This window comes from Rhodobacter sp. 24-YEA-8 (assembly GCF_900105075.1).
Taxonomy (GTDB): domain Bacteria; phylum Pseudomonadota; class Alphaproteobacteria; order Rhodobacterales; family Rhodobacteraceae; genus Pseudogemmobacter.
Genome location: NZ_FNSK01000001.1, coordinates 1,088,176 through 1,103,845, shown reverse-complemented (window position 1 = coordinate 1,103,845; position 15,670 = coordinate 1,088,176). Strand labels below are relative to the sequence as shown.

The following is a 15,670-nucleotide window of genomic DNA, read 5'->3' as shown; positions in this document are numbered from 1 at the left end:
TTCAGTGACCTGGGCAGCCCTCTGAGCGCCGTGTCTGTGGTGAGGCTAGGACCTGGAACACTGTGATCCGCTTTGCAAACGCAAATACTCCCGACCCGAGTGGCCACTGACTCCTGGTCGACAGAACCGGCACGCTTAACCTGCCAATCAGCGCAAAGCCGACTGTTTCATGGTGGAAACCGCCGATAGAGTCATCACTGAGGCGGCAAGCGCCAATCCCGGTCAGTTCGCGCTGCGCATCACCTCGGGTGGCGGCATCCGCTCTGTAATCAATCAAGGCCTCATCGACCACCAGCGATCTGATCAAAACGCGCCGAGGCATCTTGAATGGCACCGTCTCCGGGGGCGCGAGCGATGATGTCCTCTTTGGTCATCCGAACGGCGCTGACACCTTCAACGGGGGAAGTCGGTGTGCATTTTCCGGATCTCCGTTCTGGGCCAGTGTGAGGTTCACGCATCGCATTTCGAACCATACGATCTGAAATGATGTCGAGGGCAATGGCGCGGGTGCTGCAGTGCTGATCGCCACCATCCCGATACCGGTCGCGGGCCTCGCGTTCTCCGCCACCGGCTTCCTTATCTTCTGAACCTGCGCCCTCGGCTTCGCGCCGCTGATCGGGGCCGAAGCCACCGCCTGCCCCCGCCGCGAGGGTTTTCATCCCATACAAAATGGTCTAAGCTCCGCCCATAATCAACGCCAGATCCAGGGGGACAGATGCTTCCCTCAGACAGGATCTGCGATCGGGCAGGAGTAACGCCATGACCAAAATCAGCAAAGCCTTCGGGCTCGGCCTTGCGCTGAGCGCCCTTATCGCCGGCATCGTTCCCGGCACCTCCACCCCCGCGCAGGCCGGTGATGCCGGGCTTGGCATCGGCCTGAGCTGGGTGTTTGGCAGCGGTTACAACAGCGGCCTCGCTGCTGGTGCAAAGATCTTCACCGACCGCGACAAAGACCACTCGGCCGGCTCGCTCGGGCTGGACTACCATTTCGGATCCGAGTCTCTGCGCCCCAATCTCGGCATCTCCTATGTCGGCGATGGCGGCTATGTTGATGCGAATTTCGGCTACAATATCGGCACCGGCAATATCGACTTCGGCCTTGGCGGCGGCTTCGTCAATTCCAGAGACTGATCTGACAGACCAAACCGGGTGCGGGGGCAGTTGCTCCCCCCCGGCAGATACGCGATAAGCGTCTCACGTTCCCCGGGGCCGATACCCGTCCGGACAGGAGACCGCAGCCCAGGCCTGGGCCCACGGGCGCCTCCCGGCAGCATCCCGCCGACCACCGTGACGGAACCGCCAGGGCCCGGAGGGTGAAGACATATGCTGCTCTTGATCGACAATTACGACAGTTTCACCTGGAATCTGGTGCATTATTTCGGCGAGCTTGGAGCCGATGTGGTGGTCAGGCGCAATGATGCGCTTGAGGTGCAGGAAGCGCTGGCGCTGCGCCCCGAGGCCATCGTGCTTTCGCCCGGCCCCTGCGATCCGGCCCAGGCCGGGATCTGCCTGCCCCTGACCCGCGCCGCTTATGAGGCCGATGTGCCGCTTTTGGGGGTCTGCCTTGGGCATCAGACCATTGGCGAGGCCTTTGGCGGCAAGGTGGTGCGCTGCCATGAGATCGTTCATGGCAAGATGGGGTCGATGCATCACGCAGGCCAGGGCATGTTCCGTAATCTCCCTTCGCCGTTCGAGGCCACCCGCTACCATTCCCTGATCGTCGAGCGCGAAAGCCTGCCCGAGTGCCTTGAGGTCACCGCATGGCTGGAAGACGGCACCATCATGGGGCTCCGTCATCGCGAAAAACTGATCGAGGGCGTGCAATTCCACCCGGAATCCATCGCCTCGGAACACGGCCACCGGCTGCTCGCGAATTTCCTTGAAGAAGCAGGCGTTAAGGTCACCGCATGAGCGATATTCTCAAACCGCTGATCGGCCTTGCCGCCAGCCGCCCGCTGACCCGTGCCGAGGCCGAAGCCGCCTTCAACGCGCTGTTCGAGGGCGCCGCAACACCGGCCCAGATGGGCGGCTTTCTGATGGCTTTGCGCACCCGTGGCGAAACGGTCGATGAATATGCCGCCGCCAGTGCCGTGATGCGCGCGAAAAGCCACCGCGTCCGCGCCCCCGAAGGCGCGATGGATATCGTCGGCACCGGTGGCGATGGCAAAGGCACGCTGAACATCTCGACAGCGACCGCTTTCGTTGTCGCAGGCGCCGGCGTCGCCATCGCCAAGCACGGCAACCGCAATCTCAGCTCGAAATCGGGCGCGGCAGATGCGCTGACGGAGCTTGGCCTCAATGTGATGCTCGCGCCGGAACAGGTCGAGACCTGCCTGAGGGAAACCGGCATCGGTTTCATGATGGCCCCGATGCATCACCCGGCGATGCGCCATGTCGGACCGGTGCGCACCGAGCTTGGCACCCGCACGATCTTCAACATCCTCGGGCCACTGACCAATCCGGCCGGTGTGACCCGCCAGCTGACCGGCGCCTTTTCCGAAGCGCTGATCCGCCCGATGGCCGAAACGCTCCGCGCCCTTGGCAGCGTCAAAGCCTGGCTGGTGCATGGCGGCGACGGCACTGATGAGATCTCAATCGCCGCGCCTACGAAAGTGGCGGCGCTGGAGGGTGGCGAGATCCGCGAATTCACCCTGCATCCGGAAGATGCGGGCCTGCCCTATCACCCGTTTGAGAAGATCATGGGCGGCAATCCTGCGGAAAACGCCGCAGCCTTGCGGGCCTTGCTCGACGGCGAGGCGGGGGCATATCGTGACGCGGTACTCCTGAACGCCGCGGCGGCCCTCGTGGTGGCCGATAAGGCCGCGAACCTGAAAGAGGGCGCAGAGCTTGCCCGTACCGCCATCGACAGCGGCGCGGCAAAGGCAAAGCTGGAGGCACTGGTGAAGGTGTCGAATGCCTGAGGGAGCTCCTGCGTGAAGCTGACCACAGACCGCAAGAATGAGGCGGAGCGCCTCTTTCCCCCTCATACATACCCACCCGGCGAAAGCGGTTGGCCGAACCAGAATTTTTTTCGGCGGCCCGAGGCAAATCATGACCGGGCCCGGCATTACAGCCATGCGGCCGGTTTTACGAAAACCGGATCGGGAAGCGGCCTGCCCCCCGTTCCCGGACTGATTTTTCGCGGATTGGACCGCCCCCAGCCCGACGGGCTGCACGGCGTTTTTCCCGGGCGGAGCCCAAATTCCAGGGCAGGCCACTTCTCCGCCACGGCCTCTCCCGCCGGGACTGGTGAGGATCGCCCTGCCCTCCGGCGTGCCGGGGCGGATGCAAAAACTCACCTCCCGGCCATGGTCGCCCGAAATGTATCACGCCTGAACGGGATTTCTGGACTGGGTGCATCCGGTTTTCCGTCAGACAAACCGGTCAAGGCAGCTTTCGAGGCGCCCGCCGCTTCACCACATTCAACACACGTCCTGGAACAGCCTGCGCCGACCGCACGGCCGGGCGCCCGCCCAGGCACCGAGGTAACCCGCCATGATGCCGCCCGAAATCGCCGTCTCCCCCGAAATCCCGGCTTCCTGGGCCTCGCTTCCTTTCTTCCGGACGGACTGGCCGCCGCTCTGGGCGCGGCTCAGCGCAAATCCCGGCTGGCAGCCTGAGGCGCAAAACATCTTCCGCGCGCTCGCGCTGACGCCGCGAGAGAAGGTGCGCGTCATCATCCTTGGCCAGGACCCCTATCACACGCCAGGCCGCGCCCAGGGGCTCGCCTTCTCCTTTCCTCCCGGCGCGCCCCCGCGCGACTCGCTGAAAAACATCCTGACCGAACTCGCCTCCGACACCGGCCAGGCCAAATCCGACGGAGACCTCAGCGCCTGGGCCGAACAGGGCGTTCTCCTCCTCAACACCACCCTCACCGTGCCGGTGGGCCAGGCGTTTGGCCATAAGAGCTGGGGCTGGAACAGTCTCATCGCCCAGATCCTCAGCGCCACCGCCCAGGACGGGCCCCGCGCCTTCCTCCTCTGGGGCGGCCCCGCGCAAAAACTCTGCGCCCGCCTCCCCCGGGAAAATCACCTCTTTCTCGAATCCGCGCATCCCTCGCCGCTCTCGGCCTATCGCGGCTTCTTCGGCTCGCGCCCCTTCAGCCAGACCAATGCCTGGCTGGCCTCCCGCGGCGACACCATCATCGACTGGTCCGCCTGAAGCCTTTCCTTCAGCCGGTCAGCCGGTTAGAACAGGAAACGAGCGCCTCTTCCTCTTGATGGAAATACTCCACGGGGGTCTGTGGGTGTGAAACCCCGGCGCTGCCGCCGGGGCAAACCGCACTGCCAAGACGGAGACTGCCCCATGTCCAAGACCGTTCTCGATCGCATCAGGGCCTATAAGCTCGAAGAGATCGCGACCCGCAAAGCGCTGCGCTCGCAGAGCGAGGTCGAGGACAGCGCCCGCCAGGCTCCGGCCCCGCGTGGCTTTGCCGCGGCGCTGCAAGCGGCAGCCAGTGGCGGCTACGGGCTGATTGCCGAAATCAAGAAGGCCAGCCCGTCCAAGGGCCTGATCCGCGCCGATTTCGACCCGCCCGCCCTTGCCCGCGCCTATGAAGAGGGCGGCGCCACCTGCCTTTCCGTGTTGACCGACACGCCGTCTTTCCAGGGCGATGACGACTTCCTCACCCAGGCGCATGATGCGGTGAAACTGCCCTGCCTGCGCAAGGATTTCATCTATGACCCCTGGCAGATCGCTGAATCCCGGGCACTCAAGGCCGACTGCATCCTTCTGATCATGGCGTCTTTGTCGAATGACCAGGCGATGGAACTGGAGGCCGCCGCGTTTGAGTGGAAGATGGATGTGCTGATCGAGGTGCATGACGAGGAAGAACTCGAACGCGCCCAACATCTGAAATCCCCGCTGATCGGTATCAACAACCGCAATCTCCACACATTCGAGGTCACGCTTGACACCACGCGCCGCCTCGCGCGCCGGGTGCCGGAGGATCGGCTGATCGTCGCAGAATCCGGGCTCCACACGCCCGATGATCTCGCCGATCTTGCCCGTTACGGCGCGCGCTGCTTCCTGATCGGCGAAAGCCTGATGCGCAAGGAAGATGTTGCCGCCGCCACCCGTGAGATCCTTTCCCGCCCGCTGACCGCCCAGGGCGGAATGCCGCTCTGAGAGACGCCATGTCCATGCCAACGCCCGCCGGGAAGCCCTCGCCGCTCAGCCATTTCGACGCGCAGGGCCATGCCCATATGGTCGATGTTTCTGACAAGCCCGTGACCTCACGCCTCGCTCTGGCCGAAGGCTGGGTGATGATGGCGCCCGCGACGCTGGCGCTTGTGACAGAGGGCCGTGCGGCCAAGGGGGATGTGCTGGGAACGGCGCGGCTTGCCGGGATCATGGGGGCGAAACGCACCGCCGATCTGATCCCGCTTTGCCACCCGCTGCCAGTGACCAAAGTCGCGCTGGAACTGACCGCGGATCCGGCGCAAGGCGGCGTCCATATCACGGCAACCGTCCGCACCACTGGCCAGACCGGGGTCGAGATGGAAGCGCTGACCGCTGTTTCTGTCGCGGCACTGACGGTTTATGACATGCTCAAGGCGGCGGAAAAGGGCATGCGGATCGAAGGTATCCGGCTTTTGCGCAAAGAAGGCGGCAAATCCGGCAGTTTCGAGGCCGGGCTATGAACAGCCCCACCGATACGGGCCCCGGCCCGAAGAACCCCGGCCCCCTGATGCCGGTCGATGAGGCCATGGCGCGGCTCTTTGCTCTTGCGCCAGAGCTGGAGACCGAAGAGGTGCCGCTCTGCGACGCCGCCGGTCGCTGGCTCGCCGCGCCGGTGATCGCCAGCCGCGACCAGCCGCCTTTTGATGCTTCGGCGATGGATGGCTATGCGCTGTCCGGCACGCCCGCACCGGGCGAGAGCTTTCGCGTGATCGGTGAGGCAGGCGCAGGTCACGCCTTCACCGACGTGATCGGCGAAGGCCAGGCGGTACGGATCTTCACCGGTGCTCCGGTTCCGGATGGCGCCTCGCGTGTGGTGATCCAGGAGAATGTAAGCCGCGACGGCGACCGCATCACCATCACCGACCGTGATTCCGGCCCCAATATCCGCCCGCGCGGCCAGGATTTCCGCATCGGATCCGAAATCGGCCCGCGCCGGTTGCGCGCCGCCGATCTGGCGCTGATCGCGTCGATGAATGTCGCAAATGTCACGCTGCGCCGCCGCCCGGTCGTGGCTGTCATCTCGACCGGAGATGAGCTGGTCATGCCCGGCGACACTCCCCGCCCTGATCAGATCATCGCCTCGAACTCTTTTGCGATCAAAGCGATAGCGGAAGAGGAAGGCGCGATTGCCCGCTTCCTTCCCATTGCCCGCGACAGCGAGGCCGATCTGAGCGCGGTCTTCTCCCTCGCGCAAGATGCAGATGTGATCGTGACTTCGGGCGGTGCGTCGGTGGGCGATCACGACCTGGTGGCACCAGTGGCCAGAAGTCTCGGCATGGAGGCGGGGTTCTGGAAGATCGCGCTGCGCCCCGGCAAACCGCTGATGGCGGGGCGGCTGTTCGGTGCGGCGATGCTGGGGCTGCCCGGGAATCCGGTCTCGGCGCTGATCTGTGCCGAACTCTTCCTGCGCCCGCTTTTGCGCCATATGCAGGGCGACCCCGCGCCGGGGCCACATTTCCTGACGGCGGAACTCGCTCAGGATCTTCCCGCCAATGGCCCGCGCGCCCATTACATGCGCGCCCGCGTCGAAGACGGCAGGATCACCGCCTTTGACCGTCAGGACAGCGCGCTGCTGACCGTGCTGAGCGCCTCGAACGCGCTTTTGCTGCGCCCGGTCGGCGATGGAGCGCGTCATGTCGGCGACGCCGTCCGCTATATCCCGATCTGAGAGGCGGCACTAAAGTCGCCACACGCCATGGTTGCGCCTTCAGTGCAAACCCGCACGGGGCTTGACACAAACAGAGAACATCGTCAGAACATTACACCAACGCCTCGTGATATGTGTCGTGAAATACGCCGCAATCAGGCAGGGCAACCCGGATCTCTGGCGGAGAAACATATGCTGACGCGGAAACAGCTCGAGCTTCTGAATTTCATCCGGGACCGGCTCGACCGCGATGGCGTGCCGCCCTCCTTTGACGAGATGAAGGAGGCGCTGGATCTGCGGTCGAAATCGGGGATCCACCGGCTGATCACGGCGCTTGAGGAGCGCGGCTTCATCCGCCGGCTCGCGCATCGCGCACGCGCACTGGAAATCATCCGCCTCCCCGAAGCGCTTGAGAAACGCACTGCGGCACCCGCGCCTGCGGGGGATCTCGCCGCCACTGCGCCCGGCTTCTCGCCGCGCGTGATCGACGGCGACCGCGTCACGCAACCCGCCAATGCGCTGCCGGTCTCGGCGGTTCATGCGCTGGAACTGCCGGTCATGGGCCGCATCGCTGCCGGTGTGCCGATCGAGGCAATTGCCGAGGTCTCGCATCACATCGCGGTTCCAGGGTCGATGCTTTCGGGGCGCGGCAACCACTATGCCCTTGAGGTCAAAGGCGATTCCATGGTCGAGGCCGGGATCAACGATGGCGATATCGTGGTGATCCGCGAACAGGGAACCGCCGATAATGGCGATATCGTGGTGGCACTGGTCGAGGATCAGGAAGCAACCCTGAAACGCTATCGCCGCCGCGGCAATATGATCGCGCTGGAGGCTGCCAATCCGGCCTATGAAACCCGGGTTATCCCGGATCACCTGGTCCGGGTTCAGGGGCGGCTGGTCGGGCTGATCCGCAGTTACTGAGATCCGCCCCCCGTGATGCGCTTCCTGCTGCCGAATTGGATGTCTTGCGCATCGGAATGCGACGCGGGATTGCATATACAGCCGTGTACAGCCGTGCAATGTGCCGGGGTACTCTGGGCGGTAGTGATCCCGGCTGAGAATCGGACAAACATGAAAGTTCCGGCCTGCCGTTTTTGTTGAGATCCGGCGGAAGAGCAGATCAAGACTGCGAAACGGCAGGTCTCACATGGTGAGTTCGCGGATCTCTGTCGTGCAGAGCACCACCCGCACGGGGTCGGTCTCCTGCCCCACGGCATTTGGTGCGCCAGTCTATATGGCCGCTTTAGGAAGCCCTGAAGGCAAACCGCTACGCCCGAAGATGGCGATACTACAGGCATCCTGCGCGATATCTGTTTCTGCTGATCTGCCTGGCGGCCTCCGCCATCGGGTTTTCCATAAGAGATGCTGCTTGCTCCGCGTCAGGTGCGGCATCCCCCCTTGAAGCCAGCCGCGAAAAACCCAGCCCGGCAGCGCCAGACAAGTAGTATTCTCGCCACCGGTGGCTTTTGAGCCTTCTGCTGCCTGAGACCCGAGCCCTCGTGCGGATAGGCAGCGTTCGGCGGAAACGCCTCAGACGGAGAAGCCCGACACTGCCCTGCGCACGTCCGTGTCTTTGGTGTCACCGGCGCCATCGCGGATACGCCCCGCTGCCAAAGGTCTCGCCACCGGTTAGGAACCCGCTGACATGCAGTGCCGGAGCACCTGTGAGCTGATCCGCCGCCACTTCGGGACCGGATGACCTCCAAGGATAAGGCTTTCCCACGCCTAATGCGCTGACCGTGCAGGCGACTGTTCCTGAGATACGCCCTGCGATCCCCCTGAGCGCTACGGCATTAAGCCCCCGCCCTCAGTACGAACGCCGGCGATGGCATGAGGACTCCCCTCCCTCCGCCCGACAGGCTCCCCGCACCGGGGAGGGGTAATGTCTCATCCCGCAACGGGACGCCAAAGCGACGGGTGCACCGTCCGCAGCCTTGTTTTCCTGTGGATCGGATGACTTGAACAAGCCTCTCGGGGAATGCGATCATATCAATCGCCCGGACCGTCTAAGCGTCAGCGTCCGGATCCGCATCGCGGTGATGACCGCTTCCTTCCGCCCTTCACGGCAGGAGCCGGGGGCGTCGACTGAAACCAAAGCAGCAAGCGTGCGTCTCCGGAGCCAACCTGTTATTTCAACAACATCCTGCAACATAAGCACCTGCTGCGGTCCGTTCTGTCGCCGCCTGCTTAACGGTGGCAGCTGACGGAAGGATTCGCCGATCAGCCATTCCGGCGCTGCATGCATGCGAAATGCGGAGCAAGCATCACCTGGAGAGCGGCGCGATACGTATAACGCGCAGCATATGCTGCACGAGTATCCCTTAAATCACTGAAACCCGAAGCCGCGGGAAAGCCATGGTACGGATGCTCGGAAACCTACGTCATTGATAATAGTATATTTTGAATGCGTAAATTATGCGGACCTGATCGGCAGGGTGCCCGCAATCTCCCCGGGCTGAAAACCGGAACATATACGATCCCCGGCCACCACCAGCGGCCCCTGCAGCGAACCGGCGATTCGCGCCAGCCGCTCGACCCCTTCCGGCCAGTCAGCCCCTGCCCGCTCCTCATAGACCGGCCCAGCCCGATCCAGCGCGCGTTTGGTCGCAACGCAGGGGCCACGGCCCGGCTGGGTGTAAAAAATGATCATGGAGATGGTCCGTCTTTGAGTGTGGATCAGGGGCCGGTGTAACCAGCAGGCGTCATGACCGACTCGGGCAATGCAACCTCAGGCGACACCATCCCTACGAACGATGGCGCACCCCGCCTCCCGCAATGCAGTCACTTCATGATGGCGAGGGCCTCGGCGCGTATGACCGTGCCGCCCGCCTCGAGCCATTGGGGCGGCATATCGTCTGCCGCCAGGCGGCGCGACTGACCGCAAGAACATTTGAAGTGAAAGATCCGCTTCATGGCGAAAACATAAAGGGAACAATTGGCGGTTCGAGAAGCCCGGTACCGGCCCTATGCCATCTGCCCATCCCTCGGCCAACCCCTTCCAGAACCGGCGCATGATCATCACCATGCGGTGCAATGGCTGCAGACGGAGCGTTCATTTCCGGGCATTGGATCTTGTGAAAGTCGTCGGCAATGATCACCAGCTGCATATGGCGCCATGGCCTTGCGCGCGGTGCAAAAGTGCGGAGTGGATCAATGTTACATGGTGGTTTCCTTCACCCGACTTCCTGAACGGATTGACCATCCGCCGTCCGGTCAGGCAGATTGTGAAATGGCTATAGCGCAATGAGAAGGCCTGACGATGTCAATCTTTACAGTCAGACCACTTCCCCCGAAGCGATGCGCCAGCTCTTCGCCGGGCTGACGAACGCCGCCGGCAATATCGAACCCGGCGACATCTGGCACGATTGCGTGGCGCCGATCATCACCGCCGGGGATGGTGGTCATGTTCTGCGCAGCGCCCGGTGGGGCCTGCCCTCCCCGCCTCAGGTTCACAGCAAGAGCGGCATCGACCGGGGCGTCACCAATGTGCGCAACACCAACTCGCCATACTGGCGACGGTGGCTGGGACCACCGCATCCCTGCCTTGTGCCGGTCGAGTGGTTCGCAGAGCCACCGCCAGGGCAAATGTGCAGGCAATGCATGGTTCGCGCTGAAAGAGGATCGCCCGGCGTTCTTTGCCGGAATCTGGGTGCCGGACTGGACCAGCATCCGCAAACTGAAGGACGGCGAGATCACGGATGACCTCTTCGCCTTCCTGACCTGTGATCCGAATGCGGAAGTGGCAGAAATCCATCCCAAGGCCATGCCAGTGATCCTGACGGAGCCGGACGACTGGGAGGAATGGCTGGAAGAGCCGTGGACGGACGCCAAATCCTTACAGGGGCCACTGCCGGCCGGATCACGCGCTCGACCATGCCATTTGGATGCGGATCGAGCCAGCGAAAGCGCCACCGGTTCGAGCCCGCTGGCGAGGGCGGGGTGATAAACTCCTGCTTCAGGCTGTAGCTGCGGACCAGTGCCGTGAGCTTGCGACTGGTAAAAACGAGCCCGTTGTCCGACCTCAGCAGGAACTCTTTCGCGACCCGGGCCAAAGCGCTGAACCGGGTACCGTCCTTGTCCAACAGGACCAGAACAACTCGAAAGAGCAGCTGACCCATTCTCCGGTCCTGAGGTGCGCCCTGGTCAATGCGATTATAGATGCGTTGGACACCCATCAGGAGCTGAGCAAACAGGCACTTGCCTCGGAGGAGGTCCAGGCCGGCCTGATCGCCGCCCCGATGGGGCCAGGGAAGCTCCATGAGAAACTGAGGGGGGGGCGGGTGCAGCTATAATATCAGAATATTACTTAAAATTTTGATAAATCGTGGATCTTCATGATGTGACCGCCCCCCTACGGCACCTCACGCTTCTTGCAGCAAATGGGCCGGGGTGCCGAATACGAGGTCAAACACCCAGGTAAAGATCATGGTATAGATCGGGAAGAAGACGATCAGCGCCAAATCCATAAAAAAGGCCTCAACCAGCGAAACCACGAACCACCAGGCGATCAGCGGAATAAGCAGCGTAACGAGGCAGACCTGGAAACCCATCGCATGAAAAACGCGCCGCAAGACAGTGCGCTCGCGGCTGGCCTGGCGGACCTCCCAGGCCTCGAAGGACAGGTTGTAGAAGAAATTCACGGTGATGGCCGTGGTGGTGATCATCATCGAAAGCGCCAGGCTATGCGCGCCGCTCTTGCCGCTGACATAGCTCAGGAAGGTCGATGAAATCAGGATCGCAGTGACCTCGAACAGGCCGATATAGGTGACGCGGCGTTTCCAGCCTTGCATGATCTTGCCTCACAGCTTCAGTTTTGCGGCCTGATACTGTAATGTGATCTGACATGGCAAATATGGTAATTTAAGTTTAACTTAATGGTGTACGATGATATCCGGAGAGCAGCTCGGCCTTTTGCTGACCATTGTCGACGAGGGATCCTTCTCGGCGGCCGCGCGGCGTCTGCATCGCACGCCCGCCGCCATCAGCATGATGATCGCCAGTCTCGAGGCCGAACTGGGCTTTCCCCTGTTTGACCGCAGCGGCCGCGAGGCGCTGCCGAGCGAAAGGCTGCGCGCGGTGCTGGCGGATGCGCGGATGGTCGTGGCCGATATCGCCGCCATCAACCAGCGCCTGGAAGATATGGAGGGCGGGCTTGAAACCGAACTGACCTTAGGGATTTCTTCAGACCTGCCGATGGAGAATATCATTCCGGCGCTGCGACGGCTGTCCGAGACCTATCCCCTGTTGCCGGTCAATCTGATCACCGCGCCGCAGTCCGATATTCTGCGCGCGCTGTCGCGCGATGAGATCGACGGCTGTCTGACTTATGGCGACAGCACGATTGGCGTCGATGAAGAGGTTACTGGTCTGTGGATGGAAACCATCGTGGCGGTGGTCGCACCGGACCATCCGCTGACCCGGCAAAGCGGACTGACGCTTGAGGCGCTGCACAGTCACCGCCAGATCATCAGCGCAAGCCCTTTTGGCCCACCCGAAACCCGCAGCACGCTGGTCGCGTCGCAGCTGTGGAAGGTCGGCACGCTATACCAGATGTCAGCTTTGGCAGAGCAAGGGCTTGGCTGGGCCAATATTCCGGCCTCGGCCCTTAAAAATCATCTCCGGACGCGCAGCCTGGTGGCGTTGAAATTCACCAATGTCCGCAATGGTCTTGAAGTGCCGGTCCTCTTCCGCCGCAAAAGGGGCAAGGCTATGGGGCTGGGCCTCAGGTCATTTCTCGACTGGATTCCGAAGACGCGAAACACTCGGGCGCATAGCAACTGAAGGGCCCGGGACCTAAAAGGGTTGAAACCACTCTGCCGGAAAATGGGTAGTGCCACATCCCTCCGGCCCATCGAAAGGCCATCACACCCTTCGCGCGAGAGACATCGACCGCCGCCCATCAGAAAAACCAGCCAGGTGTCATACATAATACCATCAAGTATGACACCTGACTCGAAAACATGACAGAAATATATAACTCTTTTCAAATACTTATAAGTATCCATTCCACCCCTGTCGCCGGAGTAAAAAAATCGCTGGTGGGTACAGCTACTTGGAAAAGACCTCCTTTCGGGCGGGTCTTTCACGTTTAACGCCGGGGGAACAGGCGCTGTGCCCATCAATTCCCCCATGACAGTGGCTCCTCTGCCCCTCCTCAGATGAATCATAAATCAAGCACAACCCTTCAGAGTTCGACCTGGCAAATCCACAATGGAGGCACCTGGGATTGCCGGACCGCCGAGATACCCTGAAATCTCAGCGCCCCCCGTCCCCCATGGACAGCGATCCCCCCAGAACGGAGGAGCAAAGCCAGGTTACTTGCTTGGACCTGACCCCGAAATCGGAGAGTGTGGCTGGAACGCCGCTCGTGCCAACCTGTAAGAGCGGAGATCCCCGACCTGGGGTCAGTCGCGATCTGGGCATACCCTCAAGACCGGGCGAAGTAGGTTTTTCACGGTTTGGGGAATAACCGCCACCGGTGGTGGAAGTTGCGTGAAGCCCATTTCGATCATTAGACCTCGGCGCTCCGGACGCAATGGCAGAGTTGATTTTGATGGACCGCGCGAAATTGCGGATTGTCGCAGGTTTAGAGATTTTTGCGACAGCAGCTTGATTGACTGGGCAACTCCCATCCCCTATGTCTAACGCCCAAGGTTCCGGCACCTGCCGCCTGCGGCGCAAGCCACGGTGAAGCCCGGACAGACAAGACATCTCACCTTCGAAGCATTTCGCGCGGTGGGCAATGCAGGCCCCCATTCCACCTTGAAATGCCTCACAAGAGGAGTGAGCGATGTCTGCACGGCACGCTGATCAGCAGATTAACCCTTTTCTGGACGCCCCAATCGGGCGGCTGTTACTGTCAAACGCCCTTCCGATGGCCGTGGTCATGTCGATGGGCGGAGTTCTTAATGTTGTCGATGGAATTTTCGTCGGCCATTTCATCGGGTCCGACGCGCTGGCTGCGGTGAGCTTGGCCTTTCCGGTGGCTATGGTGCTTTCGGCGCTGACGACCCTGGCGGGCGGCGGCATGTCGAGCCTGATGGCCCGGTATCTGGGTGCCGGAGATCGCGTAGCCGCCGGGCGCGTCTTTGCCGGGGCGCATGGGCTGGTGCTCGCGATTTCGGTTGGTCTTGTCGCGCTATGGCTGGTGATCGGCCCCGCGCTTGTCGGTTCTATGGCTGCAGGCAATCCCAGGGTCGCCGGATTGGCGCAGGATTATCTGCGGATCATAATTCTCGGCGCGCCGGCACAGTTGTTGCTTGGCATCCATGCAGATGCCCTGCGCAACGAGGGGAGGGCCAGTCTGATTGCCGCCCTGTCCGTACTGGTCAACCTGTTCAATATCGGTGCGAACTGGTTGGGGATCGTGGTGCTTGGCCTTGGGATTTCGGGTTCGGCCCTTGGCACTGTCGCGGCCCAGGCCCTTGGATTGGCGCTGGTTGTCGGCGTGAGGGGACGTAACAGGGGGCTGCCGCCGCTATCCGTTCTGCGCTCGCAAAGCTGGCTAAGTGCGTGGTCACAGATCATTCGGCTGGGCATGCCACTGTGCCTCAGTTTCATCGGCATCGCCCTGGTCGCCAGTATCGTGATGCTGTCCCTGCGGTTTTCTGCCGGCACGGAATTTGACACCTTGATCGCCGCTTATGGCGTAGTGACGCGACTTTTAGGCTTTGCCTTCATGCCACAGATGGCAATCGCGCTGGCTATGCAAAGCATTGCCGGCAATAATGCTGGTGCGGGAAGGATTGACCGGGCACGGGCCGCGTTACGGCTGGCGATGGCGGCCGCTTTCCTCTGGTGTCTGTCGGTGGTGTTGGTCGGTGTCTTTGCGGGGGCCACCCTCGGTCATTGGTTCAGCGATGACCCCGCCGTGATCGTCGCCGTTGCGGAGATATTGCGGCCTGTGATGCTGTTTTACGCAGCATCCGGCCCGGTCCTTGTCCTGGCGCTGTATTTCCAGGCTCTTGGTCAACCGGGACGGACCGCGGCACTGACTTTGGTGAAGCCTTGGCTTCTGACCCCCTTGTTCATACTGGTGCTTTCTGTCGGCTTCGGGGTGCCGGGTATCTGGCTGGCCTTTCCGATGGCGGACGCGATCATTCTCATGCTCGCCGTGATGATCGGGCGCAACGTCCTGCACACCGCTGATACGCAGGAGGTCAATGCGGAGAAACGCAGATGACCATTGATGATGCAAAGGCGGCGGCCAAAACCTTGCGCGCGGCGCTTCAGGCGCAAGGAACTGCGATCAGCCATCACAGGTGTTGAAGCTGATAGCCGGACAGCATAGCGCAAAGGACTGGAACACGCTCCACGCCCGATCAGCTCTGTGCAACGCACCTCCCGAACAGGCGCTGAGCGATCGGGTACGCGGCCGCTATACTGGTCGGCCTTTCACCAGGCGGATAATCGGCCATTCCGGCCCGGCCAAACACCGACAGATTACAATCCGCATCGATACGCCGGTCGATGTGGTCAGGTTCGAGAACTCCACGAACCTGCGCCCTTAGATCAAAGCGGCGAACAACGAACACGGCTGCTCACATCGCCAGACCTCAGATGGTGACCCGCAGTTGATCATTGAGCAAAGGAAAGGAGACCTCCCCTGGCTGCCGAAAAGCGGGACGGTCTGTCGCGGAAGTGCTAAAACCCGCGACAGATCGGCAAAGTCAAGAAAATCAGGGGCTTTCGTATCTCATGTCTTTGCCGCAAGCGCCACGTAACGTGCTAAATGATTGGCAACAGGGATCAACCGGAGCGACCGGCAGCAATGTCCCGCATAGCTGCCGGTCGCCGAAACAAATAGAGCGGCCCATGGCATCCCGGGGGCGGCTCTCA

15 protein-coding genes and 1 pseudogene are annotated in these 15,670 nt (G+C 62.0%); 12 read left to right on the top strand and 4 right to left on the bottom strand.

Annotated elements, in window-relative coordinates; genetic code table 11:
- Positions 1-281: 281 nt before the first annotated feature.
- Positions 282-668, bottom strand: coding sequence for a hypothetical protein (locus BLW25_RS23895; RefSeq protein WP_143040448.1), 387 nt, complete (start codon positions 666-668; stop codon positions 282-284).
- Positions 669-759: 91 nt separating this feature from the next.
- Between BLW25_RS23895 and BLW25_RS05590 the strand changes: the two genes are divergently transcribed.
- From BLW25_RS05590 to lexA, 8 genes are all read left to right on the top strand, one after another.
- Positions 760-1,131, top strand: coding sequence for a hypothetical protein (locus BLW25_RS05590; RefSeq protein ID WP_092897152.1), 372 nt, complete (start codon positions 760-762; stop codon positions 1,129-1,131).
- A 192-nt stretch (positions 1,132-1,323) separates the two neighbouring features.
- Positions 1,324-1,911, top strand: a complete 588-nt coding sequence (locus BLW25_RS05585) for an aminodeoxychorismate/anthranilate synthase component II (RefSeq protein ID WP_092897150.1) — start codon at positions 1,324-1,326, stop codon at positions 1,909-1,911.
- A complete protein-coding gene (trpD, locus tag BLW25_RS05580) occupies positions 1,908-2,921 on the top strand; it encodes an anthranilate phosphoribosyltransferase (protein WP_092897148.1) in 1,014 nt (337 codons plus the stop codon). The genes BLW25_RS05585 and trpD overlap by 4 nt, the downstream gene beginning before the upstream one ends.
- 574 nt (positions 2,922-3,495) lie before the next feature.
- Entirely contained in the window at positions 3,496-4,161 is a 666-nt protein-coding gene (locus tag BLW25_RS05575) for a uracil-DNA glycosylase (protein WP_253188222.1), read from the top strand.
- 144 nt (positions 4,162-4,305) lie between these two features.
- Positions 4,306-5,127 carry an indole-3-glycerol phosphate synthase TrpC gene (gene trpC / locus BLW25_RS05570; RefSeq protein ID WP_092897146.1) on the top strand — a complete coding sequence of 274 codons (822 nt, stop codon included), beginning with the start codon at positions 4,306-4,308 and terminating at the stop codon, positions 5,125-5,127.
- 14 nt (positions 5,128-5,141) lie between these two features.
- On the top strand, positions 5,142-5,642 hold the full coding sequence (gene moaC / locus BLW25_RS05565) for a cyclic pyranopterin monophosphate synthase MoaC (protein WP_092897144.1): 501 nt from the start codon (positions 5,142-5,144) through the stop codon (positions 5,640-5,642).
- A gap of 44 nt (positions 5,643-5,686) precedes the next feature.
- Positions 5,687-6,850: a molybdopterin molybdotransferase MoeA gene (locus BLW25_RS05560; protein ID WP_092901563.1), complete on the top strand. Its 1,164-nt coding sequence runs from the start codon at positions 5,687-5,689 to the stop codon at positions 6,848-6,850.
- A 171-nt stretch (positions 6,851-7,021) separates the two neighbouring features.
- Positions 7,022-7,753 (top strand): transcriptional repressor LexA, encoded by a 732-nt coding sequence (gene lexA / locus BLW25_RS05555; RefSeq protein WP_092897142.1) that lies wholly within the window; start codon positions 7,022-7,024, stop codon positions 7,751-7,753.
- 1,492 nt (positions 7,754-9,245) lie between these two features.
- Here lexA and BLW25_RS05550 read toward each other — a convergent pair.
- Together BLW25_RS05550 and BLW25_RS24640 are read right to left on the bottom strand one after the other, a co-directional pair.
- Positions 9,246-9,482: a glutaredoxin family protein gene (locus tag BLW25_RS05550; protein WP_092897140.1), complete on the bottom strand. Its 237-nt coding sequence runs from the start codon at positions 9,480-9,482 to the stop codon at positions 9,246-9,248.
- A 563-nt stretch (positions 9,483-10,045) separates the two neighbouring features.
- Positions 10,046-10,237: a hypothetical protein gene (locus BLW25_RS24640; RefSeq protein WP_216279335.1), complete on the bottom strand. Its 192-nt coding sequence runs from the start codon at positions 10,235-10,237 to the stop codon at positions 10,046-10,048.
- Positions 10,238-10,316: 79 nt separating this feature from the next.
- Between BLW25_RS24640 and BLW25_RS05545 the strand changes: the two genes are divergently transcribed.
- Positions 10,317-10,775 (top strand): SOS response-associated peptidase family protein, encoded by a 459-nt coding sequence (locus tag BLW25_RS05545; protein ID WP_216279334.1) that lies wholly within the window; start codon positions 10,317-10,319, stop codon positions 10,773-10,775.
- A gap of 418 nt (positions 10,776-11,193) precedes the next feature.
- Here BLW25_RS05545 and BLW25_RS05535 read toward each other — a convergent pair whose 3' ends face one another.
- Positions 11,194-11,622 carry a PACE efflux transporter gene (locus BLW25_RS05535; protein WP_092897138.1) on the bottom strand — a complete coding sequence of 143 codons (429 nt, stop codon included), beginning with the start codon at positions 11,620-11,622 and terminating at the stop codon, positions 11,194-11,196.
- 94 nt (positions 11,623-11,716) lie between these two features.
- Between BLW25_RS05535 and BLW25_RS05530 the strand changes: the two genes are divergently transcribed.
- The 3 genes and pseudogenes from BLW25_RS05530 (at position 11,717) to BLW25_RS24895 (ending at position 15,342) form a co-directional block, all read left to right on the top strand.
- Positions 11,717-12,613 carry a LysR family transcriptional regulator gene (locus BLW25_RS05530; protein ID WP_092897136.1) on the top strand — a complete coding sequence of 299 codons (897 nt, stop codon included), beginning with the start codon at positions 11,717-11,719 and terminating at the stop codon, positions 12,611-12,613.
- A 1,009-nt stretch (positions 12,614-13,622) separates the two neighbouring features.
- On the top strand, positions 13,623-15,014 hold the full coding sequence (locus BLW25_RS05525; protein ID WP_092897134.1) for an MATE family efflux transporter: 1,392 nt from the start codon (positions 13,623-13,625) through the stop codon (positions 15,012-15,014).
- Positions 15,011-15,342, top strand: a pseudogene (locus BLW25_RS24895) (glyoxalase superfamily protein). Before BLW25_RS05525 ends, BLW25_RS24895 begins: the two are co-directional and overlap by 4 nt.
- The last annotated feature ends 328 nt before the right edge of the window (positions 15,343-15,670 follow it).